Here is a 17,480-nt window from a genome sequence, read left to right on the forward strand (position 1 = left end):
CACCACCTAACTTCAATTCCATCCTTTAGCGATAACCGGTTTCTTTTTATTATTCAAAACCCTACCTAATAAACTCAATTTCTTTTTTCGTTTGAGAGCGAGTTTAACACCTTCAATTAGTAATATTGATCTCAATTCGTCGCGACGATTGAGTGTGTGTAACCTCTTTATGAACTGCTTGTCCATGTTGACCATCCTCTCAAATGTCTGTAAATGAGTAGCAGGACTTCTTATTCTGATATATATACATTATAAGCTTGCATCGGATAAATGTTTGTCACATTATAAATGAGTATTACGCTTATTTTGTCGACAAATGGATATGTCCATGTACCCATTCACTTATTTGAATAGCCACTTCAATTACCCCTGTTTTAGAAGTATCGACGGTCGGCATTGGTGGTGTGTATGCTTTGTCAGCATTTTCAAGCAACCACTTTGCAAAGGATTTATGCTCTTGAATCATTTCCTCTGACCAATTCCTTGCACGTAATCGTAATTCACGGGTTTCATCGTCACAATGTAAGTTCAAATAGTAAATATTCTTGAAGTATAGATAATCCTCACACTTTTCAACATCCCAAGGCATCATTGTTCCACATATGATAGATATTCGACCACTTTCGGCTATATTTCTTGCAACACGAAGCCAAATATTTTGAATTTTGTTCCAGTCGTCTCCAACAAATGGATGAATGGAATCAATGTCGAAAATATCAACATCTGGTAATAATCCTCTGAGTTCCTTAATAACTGTCGTCTTCCCTGCACCACTTGCACCTGTCACTATAAACAACGGTATTTTTCCGTCCATGTTTCTTCCCCCTTATGCGAAAAAGGCAGCCAATCCATACGGAACGGTTGCCTTTTTCTTTCACTTAAATTTCATTCCACAATTTTTTCAAGTTATTCATGCCTATCCGTGAACCGATTTCGCAGTCTTCCATCCCTTCGAATTCTACGGTTACATAGCCGTCATAGCCCGTATTTTTGATCAGCTTAATGATTTCTCTAATCTCAATGTCCCCATGGCCAACGATCGCGCCCCTTAAATAATTGCCGTTTGTCGTCCGGAACCAATTGCCTTCTCCCGGGTCTTGATAGTACGGTCTGAAATAAAAGTCTTTAAAATGGATTAAGGAAGCGTAAGGCAGATTTTTGCGCACGCCGACAAGTGGGGCTTCGTCCACGCACATAAAATTACCTACATCCAAGGTCGTTTTAAAATTGGGGCGGTTCACTTCGGCTAGCACACGCTGCACCCGGTCGCTCGCCTGAACGGAGAAACCGTGATTTTCAATCGTTGTCGTTATGCCGTAGTTTGCCGCATAATCGGCAATAATTCGGCTTCCACGAACGATGAGCGGTAAGCTATTTTCAAAGTATTCGATTGTCATTTTCTCCGGAGGCAGTGTAAAGGCAGTAACATCATGGCGCATATGTCTCATACCCAATCGATGCACGAGATCAACGTGCTGCTTGACGCGATCCATCTCCGCTTCGAACTCTTCCTCCGTCCCCTGCACGAAGTTAGCGGGTATTGAATAATTCGATAAATCGATGCCGACCGATCTTGCCTTATCTCTGAGTTCATCAGCCAGCTCTAGGTTATCCACAAGCGTATAGCCATACGGAACGAGCTCCAAATGCTCGCCACCGTTGTCTTTCACCCACTGAACAACATCCAGAATGGTCATTTTTTCCGACTTCAACGCCTGCAGTAAACTATAAGAACTAAGCCCGATTTTCATCTTCATACCTCCAAGTATTCATCGATTAACGTTCTGCCTTCGAATCAGTTTACAGAATAAGCAGCAAATCTGCGTACAATCGGCGTCGCTGCGCACGCGGTGAACCGAACTCTCAGTTCTCTTGTCTCAACCGCTTTAAATCTATCGATTTTCTTGTGACCGATTGCGCTTCCTTTTACAAGCTCTACCCACTCGCCGTTACACTTCGCTTCAAGCACATATTCCCGTACCCGTTCGCCGTGTGCGATGTCTTCCATAATCATAACATGGTCGACGGATTGCTCGCCATCCAAATGAAGCTTTACTTCCATGCCTTCTCCTATTGTGACAGCTAGCGGAGCATCAAACCGGCGACGGATTTCATCGCCTAGTTCGATTACGCGCTGCACGTCCACTTCCGGCAGTAGACCGCGGTCATCAGGAGCCACGTTTAACAACAGTGTCGCGCCATGCCCGACAGAGCGGTAGTAAAGATCCATCAAGTGTTCCAAGCTGTGCAGGCTGCTCTCGTCGTCCGGATGCCAAAACCAATGGCGTTTGCGGATCGGCACATCGCACTCCGCAGGCACCCATGACGTCGTCCCTTCCATCCAAGTAAGCATGTCGCTTGTGAACATGCTCTCTCTTGCACTCTCCGCCGTATTCCAGCACGGGTATGGGGCAACGCCGTCTTCGTTTCCAACCCAGCGAATCGTCGGCTGCCCCATATTGAACACCATCGCATCCGGTTGGTACTGTGTGACAAGTCCGATAATTCTCTGCCAGTCGTACTCCCGTCCCTGAGAGCCTGCCCCATCAAACCATACCTCAACAAGCGGACCGTATTGTGTCAACAGCTCCGTCAATTGTTCGGCATAGAAATCGTCGTATGCCGCTTTGTCCGAATAACACGGCTCATGACGGTCCCAAGGCGACAAGTACAAACCGAACTGCAAGCCTTCCTCCCGGCAAGCATCGGACACTTCACGGACAACGTCCCCTTGTCCGTCTTTCCATGGGCTCGACTTGACCGAATAATCGGTCGTCTTCGTTGGCCATAAGCAGAACCCGTCATGATGCTTGGCAGTCAAAACAAAATATTTAAACCCCGCCTGCTTGGCCGTCTGCACCCACTGGCGCGCATCCAGCTGCGCTGGATTGAACTTTTGTGGTGAGTCTGTGCCCTCTCCCCATTCCTGATCACAAAACGTGTTCATGCCAAAATGACAAAACATGCCCAGCTCCAGATCCTGCCAAGCCATCTGCTGTAGAGTTGGTTTCGCTAAAACTTCAGTATCCATGAATCAGCCACACTCGCTTTCTATCATTTGTATGATCATACACTTAGCTATAGTAGTCATAAATCGCATAGTTCCGCCATCCGATCAAATCCGAAGGCGGAACCTATTTTCGTATTATTTTTTGGCAATGGCCTTTTGATAGATTTCGATATACTTGCCTAGCTGCAAGCCGTCAAAACCTTTTACATAGCTATCCCAATCTTTCTCGATGTCTTTGCTGCCCGTAATGAACTGCGCCATGTTCGACTTAATGTAATCGCGAATTGTCGTTTTCAATTGGGCCGCCACTTCCGCATCTTCCAGTGCGATAAACACGCTGGACGGGTACATTTGCTTCGATTGGAAAGGTTCATATTTCGCCGATTCACGTTTCAATCGAACTTCGTACGCGCCTTCAGCAAAAGGATCTTGAAGGGCTGCCCACGAATCGCGGTATTGGAACGTGCGGAGAGATGGACCGATCTGCTCCCAACCATCGTTGTGCGTCGTTTTGGTATCAGTTTTCGGAATAATCGCATATTTCGCCGGCTTGCCGTTCATATCCTGCTCGCCGTCCTTCGCTTTGCGCCATCCTTGGCCTTCCGGACCGCGCTCTTCAAGTACGATCGCTTCCTCCGTATACAAATAGTCGGCCAAACGGATTGCGGCAATTTGCTGTTCTTTCGTCGCTTTATTGGTAATCGCCATCTGCGAGCTGCCCACTCCTGCAAAATACCCTGCTTGCTGCACACCGTTTGGTCCTTTGAGTGGAGGAACAGTTACGTATTCTCTATGACGCGGGTGCTTTTCGTCCGGCGAGTGCGCGTAACTGATCAAAGCCGTTGTAATGCCCCCCATCACATTTGCGTCCTGACGGTTGCCCAACTGCTGAATGGCATCGGAATTTTGCGTAAAAGACGCTGGATCGATCAGTCCTTCCTTGTATAACTTGTTCAGGTACAATAATCCCTGCTTCCATTCTGCCTTATTGGCGGACAAATCCACTTTGCCGTCCTTCAACTGAAGGAACGTGCCGCTGTCTTTGTCCACCTGGTCGTCGATAATGAACGAGTTCATCAAGAAGGAGGCGATATTGCCTGCCCACATGTCGTCGGAACCAGTAAGCGGAATCTCGTCTTTTTTACCATTGCCATTAGGATCTTTTTCCTTAAATGCTTTCAGCACTTCGTAAAACTCGTTCGTCGTTGTCGGCATTTTCAGCCCGAGCTTATCCAGCCAAGACTGGTTAATCCACAGCTTCTGGGCATAGTTACAGTGATAGCACTCGTTTATTTGCGGAAGCGCATAAATGTTGCCATCCGGTGCCGTGATAGAACTTTTCAGATAAGGCAGATCGGCCATCGCTTTCTTGAAGTTCGGCGCGTATTTATCAATCAAATCGTTCAGCGGAATAAACACGCCTTGCTTGCCATACTTCATCTGCTCATCTTTGGTCAAGGACCCATGTAAAATCACTTCCGGGTAATCGCCACTTGCCAGCATTAGTTGTTTGCGGTCGTTAAGTGCTTTGTCAGGTACGAGGTCCCATTTAATTTGAATGTTTGTCTTGTCCTGAACGTATTTCGTAAATGTATTGGTCTCCATATTCTCGATGCTGGCGAGCTGAGGTGCAAACATTTTAATCGTCATCGGTTTCTTTACGATCGGGTATTGTCCAACAGGTGAGAACGCATCGCTAGCGACAGGCGCGCTGCCTGAAGGTGTGTTTGCCGCAGGCGTACCTGATTCTGTGCTGCAAGCGCTCAAAATGAGCGAAAAGCTTAATGCTACCCCCATCGTACCCGTGTAAGCTTTATTCCATCTTTTCATATAGACGACTCCTCCCGTTTTATCGAACCATGTAATTTGAATCTAAAGGAAGTAATCTAAGCTGCAAGACTAACGTACCACCACCCTTCATGTTAATTGGGCTACTTGGCTGCCATAGCGTTACCCTTTCAATGAACCGATCATAACGCCCTTAACAAAATGCTTCTGCACAAATGGATATATGATCAGCACAGGGGCACTCGCAACAACGATAAGCGAATACTTGAGCAAGTCCTTCAGCCCCTGCTGAGCCAACATTTGATCCACTTTGGACACCATGGTCGCATCAATTGTGTTCAGAATCAGAATGTTGCGCAGCACGATTTGCAGAGGGAACAAATTCGGTGATTTCAGGAAAATCAATGCATCGAAGTAAGCGTTCCAATGGCCGACTGCATACATCAGCGTTAACACAGCCAGAATCGGTTTGGAGAGCGGAATCACGATACTGGTAATGAACCGGATGTCGCTGCAGCCGTCGAGTTCAGCAGCTTCGGCAATCTCATCTGGAATCGTTGTCTGGAAAAAGGTGCGGGCGACAATAACCTGAAACACAGCCATCGCCCCCGGCAAAATCATCGCCCAGCGAGAATCGAGCAAATGCAGGTTTTTCACAACCAGATAGAACGGGATAAGCCCTCCATCGAACATCATCGTGATTACTAGAAGTACCATAATAAAATTGCGGCCGTAGAACGTTTTTCTGGCCAGCGGATAAGCTAGCATAACGGTCAATGCTACATTGACAGCCGTACCGGCGACGGCATAAAAGAGCGAATTCGAGTAACCGGAAACGATTTGCGGATTGCGGAACACTGCTTTATAGCCCTCCAGCGTAAAATCTACTGGAAACAGCCACACCTTACCGGATACGACTGCTTGCGGTGAGCTAAACGATGAGCTGATGATGAAAATGAGCGGGAACAGGACGACGATCAGCACCACTGTTAATAAAATGTAGATGCCTAGCAGAAACAACCGATCGCCCTGCGATTCCCGAATCGTTGTCGTTTTTAACATAAATGATCCTCCTTACTGCGGACTGACGCTCCTGAATTGTGCGCAACATCGGGTGCTTGCGGCTCCGTCCGTTACCACAAGCTCGAATTGGACAGCTTCTTGGCTATGTAGTTAACACCTACGAGAAGAATCAGGTTGACGACTGAGTTAAAGAAGCCGATTGCTGCTGAGAAGCTAAAGCTAGAGCTAAGCAGACCCACCTTGTACACATAGGTCGAAATGACTTCCGACGTGCTGACGTTGAGTGGATTTTGCATCAAGTATATCTTTTCGAAGCCAAGCTTCATTATGTTACCTAAATTCAAAATGAGCAGGATGACGGAAACTGGGATCAGACTTGGGATATCGATATTGATGATCTTCTGAGGTCTGGACGCGCCATCCACTTTAGCCGATTCATACAGTTCAGGGTTAACGCCTGACAGAGCCGCTATATAAATGATGGCACCGTAACCCGTATACTGCCAAACATCTGACCAGACATAGATCGATTTGAACAAGCTGGGGATGCCCATGAAGTTTGTGTTATCCACACCGAGCATTTGCAGAAACTTGCTGATGATTCCGACGTTCGGCGACAGTGTTACGATGAGAATGGACACCATGATAACCGTTGAAATAAAGTAAGGCGCGTAAGTGACCATCTGCACGCTCTTTTTGAAAAATCCGTTGCGTATTTCATTTAAAGCCAACGCCAGTATGATCGGGGCTGGAAAACCAACAAGCAAACCGTACATACTGATGCCGAGCGTGTTCTTCATATACAACCAAAAATTCGGCGATTCAAAAAATTGTTCAAAATATTTCAATCCGACCCAGGGACTTCCCCAAATGCCTTTGATGACGTTGTAGTCTTTGAAAGCAATGACAACACCAGCCATAGGAATATACTTAAAAATGACCAAATAAAGAAGCGGCAGCAATACAACCAAATATAACTGCCAGTGACGCTTCATCTTTTTCCCAACAATGTTGAAAGATGACTTGCTGCCGGGCATTGCCGTTTTATGCTGCTTGCTGTGGTTTGGAGGTGTGGACGTCCTTAATTCCTTTTGGATGATTGACATTAGCTCCTTCTCCTTTCGTCTGTACTGATTGCGCTTTCATATCCTAATACTAGAGTGCGATAACAGGTTGCTGCAAGAAACAAGAATCGTGGCCCTAACCTTTTTCGCATAGCCTGAAAATACGCGCAGCTCCGGTTAATAGCCGGAGCTGCTGCTAGATAACCAATATTAAACTGATAGGTGAACAAGCTCTGCAAACTCTTTTCTACCACTTAACCAATTTCACCCAGTTGCCTACGTGCCGCTTCCTCACGGAATTCACTAGGGGAGCAGCCAATCACTTTCTTAAACGCGCGGCTGAATGAAATCGCGCTCGTATAACCGACCTGTTCGGCTACCTCCTGCATGGAAGCTTGCGATTCCGTAAGGAGACGCTGCGCAACCTGCATGCGGATATCGATCAGGAAGTCTACGAACTTCTGTCCGGTCTCTTCCTTAAACAGCTTACTTACATATTTGGCATTGATGTTGAAGTTTGAACTGAGATACTCAAGCGACATATTCGGATTGGCGAATTGCTCTTCGATGAATTTTCGCATATCACGAATCGTAGCTGCATGAAGACGCTGCTCCTGCGCTTCCTGCAAAACAGTGCCCAGACTATTCAGCACAGCCAGAGTCTCTTCCCGCATTTGATCGAGAGAATGGCTATTATCAATGGTTTCGCTGAGCTTCGGCAAACCGTCCCTTACCCATATTTCTTGAAACTCTTTCGTCATGCCCGCCATTTCCCGGCCCAAATAGTAAATTAAATAATTCATCAGATTCGTAATCTCATCTTTCGTCAGCAGCCCCTGTTTCATTTCTCCAAAAAGTTCGTCGTACTTCGGCTTCCATTCGTCATCGAGCAATCTGAACAACTGGACAATGGAGCGAATCGCGTTCAGATGCGAGAAGACTTCTGCTTGGCCGTGATTTGCGATGTGTTTGCTTGTAATGATCCGGTTTTCCCCGAGCACAATTTTGTGTTTCAACGCCGTAAGCGCCTCTTTGTATGAATTTGCAACATCGGAAAGTTGTTCAACCTGCTCGCCGATACCAATAGTTACCGTAAACTTCAAGTTATCCTGCGTCCACACACGAACGCTCTCAAAAAGCTCGAGAATCACAGAATGCTCGCTGGCCTCCTCCTCGCTATCGACGAACACCATGACGCTGAGCTGAGACGCGGAAGTCCACTCTGCCCACAGCTCGAGCTCATGCTTGGGCGCAAGCTCTTGAATGACGCTGCGAAGCGCGAATTTAAGCAGATTCTGGTCTATGCGCGAGTATTGGCGGCAAAAGTCGTTGTATTTATCCATTTCGATCACTAGCACTACTTGTCCGTCGGAAGGGCGCGGAAGCTGCAGACTGCTCGTTTCTTCCATCCATTCATCGATCGTTAATCCCGTACCGCCTTCAATGAGCTGATGAAACAAATACTTCGTTCGAAGATGCATGTCTTCTTTGTGCTTTTGCTGATACTGATTGGACTGCTCAATAATATTTACGAGCGCCGATTCGATGAACGAGAACTCATCCCCGCCCTCCTTAGACAAACTACCTGACAGCGGAAGACGGTAACCTCGAATACGCGCCACAATCTGCTCAAGCGGCTTGGAATTGCGTCTGGTCACATAAACGAGCCATATGAATCCAAACACAATCATCACGATCCCTATAATAAACCACACGTTATACAGAGAGGAGACGATATGAAACACCCTGCCGTTGACAAGTCCGCTTTGATAGGACCATCCTGTATAGCTCGATACGTAATTGGAGAATACCCTTGCTTGTTCATTAGAGCTTGAATCTTTAAATAAATCTTTGCCTGATGCGTCCTGAACCCCGATAAAGCTTGCTTTCGAATCGTACAGATCGGCTATATTTTTTTGCAAAGAATCGGTCGCCACATTTACAACGATCATTCCTTTCTCGCTCGTTATGAACGGCGCCCCCCGGACAAGACTGACAACAGGCTTGCTGCCTTTTACCGAAAATTGCTCAAAGTCTCTAACGCCCGACCAGTGTTTGGACATCTGCGGAACCATGGCTCGTTTAATGAACGGCTCATCCTTATAATTGCTGAGCTGATCGCTTGTCGCATTACTGAGAACAAAATTGTCTTCAAAACGCACCAAATAGATCGAATCTATAATTGGATAGGAGGAGATCATATCCTGCATTTTTTTTACCGCACTTATGTTGATGTAAACGTTATCTTTTGCTTCATTATTAAAGAAATCAATCAATTGGTTATTATTAATCGATTCGGTCATCACCATATTGTCAATCGCTTTCAGGGAGGTATCGATCAGGCGCATTGCCTGCAGTGACAGCATTTTGTTGGCGTTCAGCGCCTCTTTCCGGCTTTGCTCGCTTAGCAGCTGAAAAAACACGAAAAACGTAAACGTGACCACGATAAAAAAGATCGGTACATACGAAAGCAGCAGCCGATGAAATAACGTTTTTCCCATATTCAGCCTCCAGTTTAGAATACCTGCTACTGTTTATTTCTTTATTCAGAGGTTATTCCCTTTGAACTTATTAAAAACTTTTTGAAAAAAGTTAGACTTAATGGAACTATAGCCTTTGGTTGAATAACAAAAAGTGACCCACAGCAATGGGCTGAGGGTCTGGGGTTTATATATTTAAACAAATCGTCGCATTAGTCTCTATTTAGAAACATAGAAACATGTTCGGCAAACAAATCCGCATATTGGAACAGGAATCCATGACCGGAATCCGGATAAATAATCAATTGTGCATTAGGAATACGCTGGGACACCATATAAGAATTGATAGTCGGAATCATAATATCGTTGTCTCCATTAGCTACAAGAACGGGCTGTTTGATCTCTCCCAGTTGGTCGAAGGATGATTTCGTACCCCATGCCATAGCTCCCTTTATTTGCGCTTGTACGGATTCAGGTCTAACTAGCGGTGCTCTGTTGTCTTTTCTCCTAGCAAGCCGTTCCAGATATTCAAGTCCTGCAGCTCTGCTCGTTTCCGTTTGTTCGAAGAATAGGGAAGTATCAATGGTTTCTGCTGTTGCTCCATTTTGTTTAACTGTATTCATGAACTATCTTTCCCCCTGAGATTAATTTTTAGTTTTAGTCCAAAAGATGATTCTTATTTAAAACTTATGCCATTTGTGGTTTTCTTAATGTCAATCGGAGGTAACCGATCGCGCAACCGATGGATAAGATTACAACAATCGCTAGTCCCCAATAAATGTTGCTATAAGCACTCGCTAGAGGAATGTTCTTCTGCCAAACAAGGGCACTTGCTGACATAGCAACACCAAAGGCTCCGCTAAAAAATTGAAGAAGCTGAAATAGACCGAGTCCAGATCCAATCTGCGAAGGCAGCAGTATTCTAGACATTTCATTGGATACACTACTATTCAAGATAGTGATACTAACACTCATTAACATGTAAATTAACATGATCGAAACAAAAGAAGTTCCTTCGAACAAAGCGAACAAAATAACAGAAGCGAGAAGGAACAAAGGTAGAAATCTGATAATCGTATTGTTTCCACGCGCATCAATGATACGGCCGACCCGTCGGGAAACGAACACGGCTAAAATCGAGCCTGGAAAAATGACAAGCCCTGCTTGAATAGCACTTAGGCCATACTGTTTAACAAGAATCTGCGGCATTAGGAATAGTGTAGCAAAGCTACATAGATACGCTGCAATCCCCACTGCTCCTAGAATGAGAAATGACCGATTCTTGAATAGTGATGGGAGAACGAAAGGCTCCTTAACCGATCGAATGCGAACTATAAATAAGGCAAGAGCGATAAGCCCAATCAACAGCATAAACCATGAATGGTTGGTTAAGAAAAGAAGCAGTCCTGTTGTTCCAACGCCAATAAATAGTGCGCCTAGGGCATCAAAAGACCCTTTCCGCGGCTCTTCTTTAGGAATGAGCACTACAAAAAAAGGTACTAACAGCAAAGTAACTGCCGTCACGGCGAACAAAATGTGCCAGCCTAGGTATTGGACAATGGCTCCACCTACAACCGGACCTAATCCAAGACCAAGCGAAATGGATGACATGATCAGAGCCATTGCTTTACCCCGTCGCTCGATTGGAACATAACGGGAAATCAAATTTAGGGACAAGGCTGGGATTGAACCTGCTCCAGATGCTTGTAGAATGCGAACGATGAGCAGCATGATAAAATTGTTACTGAACAATCCGGCGATTGCCGCCAGGCTCAGAAATAAAATTCCTATAATAAAAAGCCTTCGGATAGGAATGAAATCAGCTAATCGGCTATACGTAATGGATGCCATCGCGAATACTATGGAGTAGCCCGTCACAATCCACGATGTTGATGAAGCAGACAGATGAAAATCTTTTGAAACAGCAGGTAAAGCCAAATTAAACATCATCGTGTTCATGATGACGAGTACGATCGTTATACCGAGTAGAAGGGTAACCACACCTTCTTTCATAACACCCTGATCTTTCACATGGCTAGAAGTGTTCTTTATCTTAAACGTCATTGTTTACCCCTCCCTCATACTTTATTCTTCTTATAGTTCCCCATATGTGATAAGTGAATAATAGAGTCATCCAGAATTCTTCCTTCCCAATTAATGTATCGTTTAAGAATGATCATTCTTAAATAGACAGCGAGATAACAATTATCGGCTCCGTTATCTAAGCCCAACTATACGCCATTTAAGAATGATCAGTCAACTATAATATTTGGTTATAAGGATATATAATGGTTTTTTAAAGCCGTGTTGATGATTTCCCATAGAATATTAGTCATTTATTTTGACTAACCGTTCTTAAATAACTATACTATCCTTAAGGAGGTTATCCTATGCCCAGACCGAAAGAATTTGATCAAGAACTCGCATTAGATAAAGCCATGGAGCTATTTTGGCAGCAAGGCTACGAAAGAACTTCTATTCAAGACCTCGTGGAACAGACGGGGGTTCACCGCGGAAGCCTGTATGATACGTTCGGAGACAAAAATCAATTTTTCTTGACCTGCCTGGATCGGTTCCGTCAAGTTCCCAAATATAGACTTTTTTCCATCTTAGAGGAAGAAGGTTCTCCCAAAGAAGTGCTTTCCCGTTTCTTTGAAAAGGTGATCGACAGTGCCTTGGGTAACGGGACACAACGAAGGGGATGTTTTATAGCAAATACGGCCATGGAACTGGCAGCAATCGATCCCGGTATCGCCAGTAGGGTTGAAGCTTTTAACCTCGATATGGAGTCCCGATTTTATCAATTTCTGTTGAAGGCCCAAAAAGACGGGAAAATGAAGTTCCACCATACGCTACGCGAGCTTTCACGGTTTTTGGTTAATACGCGTAACGGCCTTTATGTACTGGGCAAAACCGCTTCAGATCGGCAATCTCTAGAGGACGTTGTGAAAGTAGCCTTATCTATCTTGTAATCGAGAACAGCCAACTATAAGTTCCATGATTTCATGTTGAATAAATTCAACAATTTTACTAAACAATAAAACAATAATCTAAAAACAGAGGCTCCCATCCGATGTAATAAACGGGCTGTCCCAAATGTAGATCGGCTATATTATGGTTACCAATGTTGTAATTTCTACAACAATTCACACGTCAAAAGACTATTTTGTAAGTAGAAGTTGTAGTTTGTACAACATTTCGAGACCATTTGTTGCGAAATGGCCTGTAAGGGGCCCAATTGTTGTACATTATGCAACAACGAAAGGAACTGGGCGGGATCTTGGCAGAATTGTTGCACTATTTACAACATCAATATCATTCAACCAAGAAGATGGATTCTTTCAAACCTTATATCCCACGTGTAATTATTAACGTAAAAAGACCCGAGAGAGGTCACTTTTCTCAAAGTGTCCATCTTTCGGGTCACAGTTCATTATCTACTTAAGGACAGCACCCAAAACCTTACATAACGCTAAACCGGAACATTTCCTCAAACAATACGAAGTGACTGTCCAGAATCTCTTCAGGCGTTAATTTAACTCCAGGAGCTTCCAGCCCCATATTGGATTCGAAAGTCATGCTCATTCCACCGCATACGTGGTGGATGGCTGATGTTAGATTAAACGAAGGATTAGGCTTCCTCCCATCATCCACCACCAGTTGATTCCTTTCCGTAAATGGCAGTTCCTGCAACGCAAAAGCATCAACAAGTTTGTGATTAAACTCCTGCTGTTTTTGCATGACGGCATATGGCAAATAAGGAATTTCACAAAAATGATTTTCATTATTTGCACCACCATGCAGCAAAACGGATAGATCAGGTGCTTCCGCATCGGCCAGCGCGAGCAGCGCACGGGTCTCCTCTGCCATCGGAGCAAAGAAATTGTCGTGCATCAGATTAACGCCATCATCGTTAAAATAAGAGCCGAGATAGTCCGAAGCGTCCTTGATGGGATGAACCGCTTTGCAATCTGGCCATGAACAAAGCGTGCCGTCTTTCCACGTTCCCTGCATATAATAGACGAACATCTCGTATGGCACATCGATCAATGAATCGACCGGCAGCCTTGCTCGTCCGTCCGGATTCATGCAGGGGATGAGCAGCAGCCGGAATCTATGGGCATTTTCAAATAAATAATCATGCCGTTTCCCCCGGTAATCTGACCCTGTTTCGAGCAGTTGGATGAGGTTCATCACGGCGACGATGCCCTCCAGCTCCCCACCGTGAATGCCTCCGACAATCAATAAAACGGGTTTGTTATCCTTGCCTTTACGCGCGTAATGCTCTGGATTTCCCGCTCCGCAAGCCGAATTGTAATTGGCTCTCCGTCCGAAGCTCTCCTTCTCGCCGTATTCAACGGCATAGATATCTCTCCCACCCGCAGATGAAGCCAGCACCCTCGATTTTCCCAGTTTGATATTCAACATGCATGCTTCGATTTCCATCAATTTACTCTTCCAAAACGGTTTAATCATCGTTTATCCCCTCCCCCATTTTCCGAGCCTCTTTGTTTTCCCGCCTATGATTTATCCTTTTACAGAACCCATCATTGAGCCTTTAACAAAATGCTTCTGAATGAAAGGGTACACCAAAAGAATTGGCAGTGTGCCCACGAGAATAACAGCATACTTCAGCGATTCCAATACGACCGCCTTTTCTCCGATTGCCGTACTTACGGTGGTGTCCGTGAGTTGGCCGATCAGGACGATATTCCGAATCGTAACCTGAAGCGGATATAAGCTGGCATCCCGTATATAGATAAGTGCGGAGAAGAAGTTGCCCCAGATTTGTACGGCATAGAACAACGAAATCGTCAGCATCACAGGTTTAGACAAGGGGAGAATAATTCTTATTAGGATGCCCAGATCAGACAGCCCGTCGATTTTACCAGACTCCTCGAGCTCCCGGGGAATGCCTTGAAAAAATGTGCGCATGATGATCAGGAACCAGGAGGAAACAAGACCTGGCAATAACATTGCCCATATGGTATCTAACAAACCATAGCTGCGAACAACGAGATAAGTCGGAATCAATCCGCCTGTGAACAGCATGGTGAACACGATGATCATCATAAATGTTCTGCCGAAGACGAGATTTCTTCGCGACAATGAATAGGCTCCCATCGTAGTGAAGACAAGCGAAAGCGTGGTTCCCAGCACAACATAGATAAGTGTATTTTTGTAGCCGACCAGAATACGATTGTCCTTTAGAACCGCTTTGTATGCGTCGAAATTAATGCCTTTTGGCCATAGACTGATCTGATTTCCAGTCACATATTCGGAGGAGCTTATTGAAACTGCTGCCATATGAATGAAGGGAAACAACATGCAACACGCGAAGATCCCCATCAGCAGGACGTTAACAATGTCAAAGAGACTAGTACGTTTATTCAAACCTCATCTTCTCCCTTACCATAGGCTTGTTTCCCCAAATCTGCGGCTGAGCTTATTGCTCGTATATACCAGTATGAAACCGATGATCCCCATAAATAAATCAATAGCCGTGCCGTAACTGAATCCACTTTGCAATAGGCCCACCCGGTAAACATATGTTGATATGACGTCTGATGTGTCGTAAGTAGCTGCATTTGACAATAAAAACACTTTTTCAAAACTGATTTCCAGAACATGACCGATCTGTAAAATAAACATAATAACCACCGTCGTCGCAATTCCGGGAAGCGTCACATGCCAGATTTGCCTTAACCTGCCAGCACCATCCATTTTTGCTGCCTCATACAGCTGTGGATCAATGGTCGTAATTGCGGCGAGAAAAATAATAGAGCCCCAGCCCACTTGCTGCCATATTTCCGAGCTGACATAGATCGTTCGAAACCATTCGGATTGCTGCAAAAAATTGATGGTGGGAAATCCCAACCGTTGAAACATATGATTGAGCCAGCCGGTGCTCGGCGATAGTAACATAACAATTATGCTTGAAACTACTACCGTAGATAGAAAATAGGGAAGATAACTCACCGTTTGCACGAATCGTTTATACCCCGTACTCCGAAGTTCATTCAACAAAAGGGCCAGCACGATGGGAGCAGGAAATCCAAAAAGGAGCTTATATCCCCCGAGCATTACTGTATTCTTGATAATGATAAGAGCATCGGGATTTTCAAGGAACAGCTTGTAATATTTAAGACCTACCCATTGACTACCTATCAGTCCCTTGAACAGATTGTAGTCCTTAAAAGATATGACAATTCCGAACATGGGAACATACCTGAACAGAATATAATAGACCAGCACGGGTGCCAGCAGCAGCAAAAAAATCTGATCACGCTTTATTTGCTTTAAAATGGATGGCTTCAATGCTGGTTCTCCTTCCTGAAGAGATAGGGCTGAAGCACCGTCAGCAAGCGTTCAGCCCTATCGTTATCACTCACTACTTATTATTTTTTTTGAGTCGGTCCAATCCAATCTGATAGGCATCAATCAGCTTCTGTGAGCCCATCTTGTTCAACTCGGCAAGGAATGCATCCCACTGCGTCATTGGGGTCTCGCCCAAAATAAATTTGGCTACAGATGATTCATAATATTTGTTAATTTGCTCCTCTAAGAGCGAGATAGCACTTTTCTCTTCGCTTGTTAACGGAGGTAGCGCGTTGATGACAGGGAATTGATACTTAGCAGCTTCCGTGTAAGAATACTGTTCATTTTCATTACTGAGCGACTTCGAGGCCTCAAAATCAGCCAGCCCATAAGCACCTGTCGTAAACATACCCATTTCTTTGCGCAGGTCATTAGGCTCTTTGAATCGTGGCAGAAACTTACGTTTGTTGTTTTCAACTGTATAGGTTTCTCCTTCTTTACCCCAACTGAGAATGTCTTTCCCTTCTTTGGAATAGATGAAGTCAAGATAGCGAAGTGCGGCGTCCAAATTTTTCGTTTTGGAGGACACGGCGAATCCGAATTCTTCAAAGTTCGTATTTGGGATATACGCCTTGCTGCCGTTGCCGATCGGTGGTGCCATGAACTTCAAATGAGCGCCATTACCGCCATTCTGAAGCTGCGTGTTCATGATTTCGATTTGTCCGATAAACTGAATGGTCATGAACGATTTGTTCGTTGTAATGAATTGTGTCCATGCCTTATAGTCCATCGAGAGCCAATCCGGCGGCGTCAGACCTTCCTTATGAAACTTATTCAAATATTCCACCATTTTCTTGAAACCCGGATCGGTCACCCCATGCTTGATTTTACCGGTAGCTTTGTCCTCATAGAAAGTTGGTAAAATACCGAAAGCTGGAGCAAAATATTTCAAGGTATTGATTCCATGTCGGAACACGAATGGATAGCTATCAGGGTATAGCTCCTTTAGTTTCTTTGCGGTTGCGTATACCTCATCCCACGTCTTCGGCTCCTGGAGAGAATGCTTCTTGAAAATATCATCCCTATAAAAATAGACGGTCTGGTTTCCTGCCCCCATACCATCATTAAGCACATGGTACATTTCTCCACCCGGTGACGTCATTCTTTGAGCAACATCGGGTCTGGAAGTAAGGAAAGATTTAAGATTAGGCATTTTGTTCAGATGTTTGGACAAATCCAGAAAAGCACCCTGCGGCCCATACTTTTGTGCGTCAGGCGGAAAAACAGACATTAAATCCGGCATGTCTCCGGATGCGATAGCAAGTGCCAATGACTCTGGACCCGTTTGCGTCTCCTGATTGATCGTGATGTTCGTCTTCTCCTTGACCCACTTCCATACGGCCCAATCTTTCTTGACAGGCCAGGCACTTGACAGCTCGGTTAATAAACGTAGAGTTGCCGCTTCAGCTGGTTTGACTGAGGCTGCTGCACCCGCAGTTGTACTCGGGCTAGGCGCATTCGTTTGAACCTGCGTACCGCTTTCTTTACCCGTACAGCCTGCTAGTAACGCTGTTATTACGGTGAATACAAGGGCTCCATTTTTCATTTTTTTTCTCTTCATCAAGTTGAATACACCCTCCTTTTTATTGTCCTTCGGAACACTGAATCTTCTGCATCAAGCGAATATGTATTCGTTTTCAAATGTGATAGCCTGCCTGATATCGTCATCATAAGGCATCTCTTCAGCATCGGTAAATCAACAGAACTGATCATTTTGCAACTACTTTACGCTTTTCT

The 17,480-nt window shown here is 44.9% G+C and carries 14 protein-coding genes; 1 reads left to right on the top strand and 13 read right to left on the bottom strand.

The annotated features are described in order from the left end of the window. Positions 1-301: 301 nt before the first annotated feature. From GC102_RS07050 to GC102_RS07090, 9 genes are all read right to left on the bottom strand, one after another. A complete protein-coding gene (locus GC102_RS07050; protein ID WP_171688837.1) occupies positions 302-814 on the bottom strand; it encodes an ATP-binding protein in 513 nt (170 codons plus the stop codon). A 64-nt stretch (positions 815-878) separates the two neighbouring features. After that, entirely contained in the window at positions 879-1,751 is an 873-nt protein-coding gene (locus GC102_RS07055; RefSeq protein WP_171688838.1) for a sugar phosphate isomerase/epimerase family protein, read from the bottom strand. Between the two features lie 44 nt (positions 1,752-1,795). After that, positions 1,796-3,031, bottom strand: a complete 1,236-nt coding sequence (locus GC102_RS07060; protein ID WP_171688839.1) for an alpha-L-fucosidase — start codon at positions 3,029-3,031, stop codon at positions 1,796-1,798. A 114-nt stretch (positions 3,032-3,145) separates the two neighbouring features. Then, entirely contained in the window at positions 3,146-4,840 is a 1,695-nt protein-coding gene (locus GC102_RS07065) for an ABC transporter substrate-binding protein (protein ID WP_171688840.1), read from the bottom strand. Between the two features lie 120 nt (positions 4,841-4,960). After that, on the bottom strand, positions 4,961-5,860 hold the full coding sequence (locus tag GC102_RS07070) for a carbohydrate ABC transporter permease (protein ID WP_171688841.1): 900 nt from the start codon (positions 5,858-5,860) through the stop codon (positions 4,961-4,963). Between the two features lie 71 nt (positions 5,861-5,931). Beyond that, a complete protein-coding gene (locus tag GC102_RS07075) occupies positions 5,932-6,858 on the bottom strand; it encodes an ABC transporter permease (RefSeq protein ID WP_171688871.1) in 927 nt (308 codons plus the stop codon). 281 nt (positions 6,859-7,139) lie between these two features. Further along, a complete protein-coding gene (locus GC102_RS07080; RefSeq protein WP_171688842.1) occupies positions 7,140-9,386 on the bottom strand; it encodes a helix-turn-helix domain-containing protein in 2,247 nt (748 codons plus the stop codon). Positions 9,387-9,577: 191 nt separating this feature from the next. After that, the gene (locus tag GC102_RS07085) at positions 9,578-9,988 is read right to left on the bottom strand and encodes an alpha/beta fold hydrolase (RefSeq protein WP_171688843.1); all 411 of its coding nucleotides are present in this window, start codon (positions 9,986-9,988) and stop codon (positions 9,578-9,580) included. A 64-nt stretch (positions 9,989-10,052) separates the two neighbouring features. After that, the gene (locus GC102_RS07090; RefSeq protein ID WP_171688844.1) at positions 10,053-11,429 is read right to left on the bottom strand and encodes an MFS transporter; all 1,377 of its coding nucleotides are present in this window, start codon (positions 11,427-11,429) and stop codon (positions 10,053-10,055) included. Between the two features lie 326 nt (positions 11,430-11,755). Between GC102_RS07090 and GC102_RS07095 the strand changes: the two genes are divergently transcribed. Continuing rightward, positions 11,756-12,337: a TetR/AcrR family transcriptional regulator gene (locus GC102_RS07095; protein ID WP_171688845.1), complete on the top strand. Its 582-nt coding sequence runs from the start codon at positions 11,756-11,758 to the stop codon at positions 12,335-12,337. A gap of 490 nt (positions 12,338-12,827) precedes the next feature. On the opposite strand, the gene GC102_RS07100 is transcribed toward GC102_RS07095, so the two are convergent. The 4 genes from GC102_RS07100 to GC102_RS07115 form a co-directional block, all read right to left on the bottom strand. Continuing rightward, positions 12,828-13,841: a M14 family zinc carboxypeptidase gene (locus tag GC102_RS07100; protein WP_171688846.1), complete on the bottom strand. Its 1,014-nt coding sequence runs from the start codon at positions 13,839-13,841 to the stop codon at positions 12,828-12,830. A 51-nt stretch (positions 13,842-13,892) separates the two neighbouring features. Next, positions 13,893-14,759: a carbohydrate ABC transporter permease gene (locus GC102_RS07105; RefSeq protein ID WP_171688847.1), complete on the bottom strand. Its 867-nt coding sequence runs from the start codon at positions 14,757-14,759 to the stop codon at positions 13,893-13,895. 15 nt (positions 14,760-14,774) lie between these two features. Then, positions 14,775-15,683, bottom strand: a complete 909-nt coding sequence (locus GC102_RS07110; RefSeq protein WP_246320773.1) for an ABC transporter permease — start codon at positions 15,681-15,683, stop codon at positions 14,775-14,777. 73 nt (positions 15,684-15,756) lie between these two features. Further along, positions 15,757-17,304, bottom strand: a complete 1,548-nt coding sequence (locus tag GC102_RS07115) for an extracellular solute-binding protein (RefSeq protein WP_246320775.1) — start codon at positions 17,302-17,304, stop codon at positions 15,757-15,759. Between the last annotated feature and the right edge of the window lie 176 nt (positions 17,305-17,480).

This window comes from Paenibacillus germinis (assembly GCF_013141785.1).
GTDB classification, from domain to species: domain Bacteria; phylum Bacillota; class Bacilli; order Paenibacillales; family NBRC-103111; genus Paenibacillus_E; species Paenibacillus_E phytorum.

Bases quoted from the DNA above. Each gene is read 5' to 3' on its own strand.
- GC102_RS07050 (WP_171688837.1), bottom strand. From the start codon at position 814: ATGGACGGAAAAATACCGTTGTTTATAGTGACAGGTGCAAGTGGTGCA.
- GC102_RS07055 (WP_171688838.1), bottom strand. From the start codon at position 1,751: ATGAAAATCGGGCTTAGTTCTTATAGTTTACTGCAGGCGTTGAAGTCG.
- GC102_RS07060 (WP_171688839.1), bottom strand. From the start codon at position 3,031: ATGGATACTGAAGTTTTAGCGAAACCAACTCTACAGCAGATGGCTTGG.
- GC102_RS07065 (WP_171688840.1), bottom strand. From the start codon at position 4,840: ATGAAAAGATGGAATAAAGCTTACACGGGTACGATGGGGGTAGCATTA.
- GC102_RS07070 (WP_171688841.1), bottom strand. From the start codon at position 5,860: ATGTTAAAAACGACAACGATTCGGGAATCGCAGGGCGATCGGTTGTTT.
- GC102_RS07075 (WP_171688871.1), bottom strand. From the start codon at position 6,858: ATGCCCGGCAGCAAGTCATCTTTCAACATTGTTGGGAAAAAGATGAAG.
- GC102_RS07080 (WP_171688842.1), bottom strand. From the start codon at position 9,386: ATGGGAAAAACGTTATTTCATCGGCTGCTGCTTTCGTATGTACCGATC.
- GC102_RS07085 (WP_171688843.1), bottom strand. From the start codon at position 9,988: ATGAATACAGTTAAACAAAATGGAGCAACAGCAGAAACCATTGATACT.
- GC102_RS07090 (WP_171688844.1), bottom strand. From the start codon at position 11,429: ATGACGTTTAAGATAAAGAACACTTCTAGCCATGTGAAAGATCAGGGT.
- GC102_RS07095 (WP_171688845.1), top strand. From the start codon at position 11,756: ATGCCCAGACCGAAAGAATTTGATCAAGAACTCGCATTAGATAAAGCC.
- GC102_RS07100 (WP_171688846.1), bottom strand. From the start codon at position 13,841: ATGATTAAACCGTTTTGGAAGAGTAAATTGATGGAAATCGAAGCATGC.
- GC102_RS07115 (WP_246320775.1), bottom strand. From the start codon at position 17,304: ATGAAGAGAAAAAAAATGAAAAATGGAGCCCTTGTATTCACCGTAATA.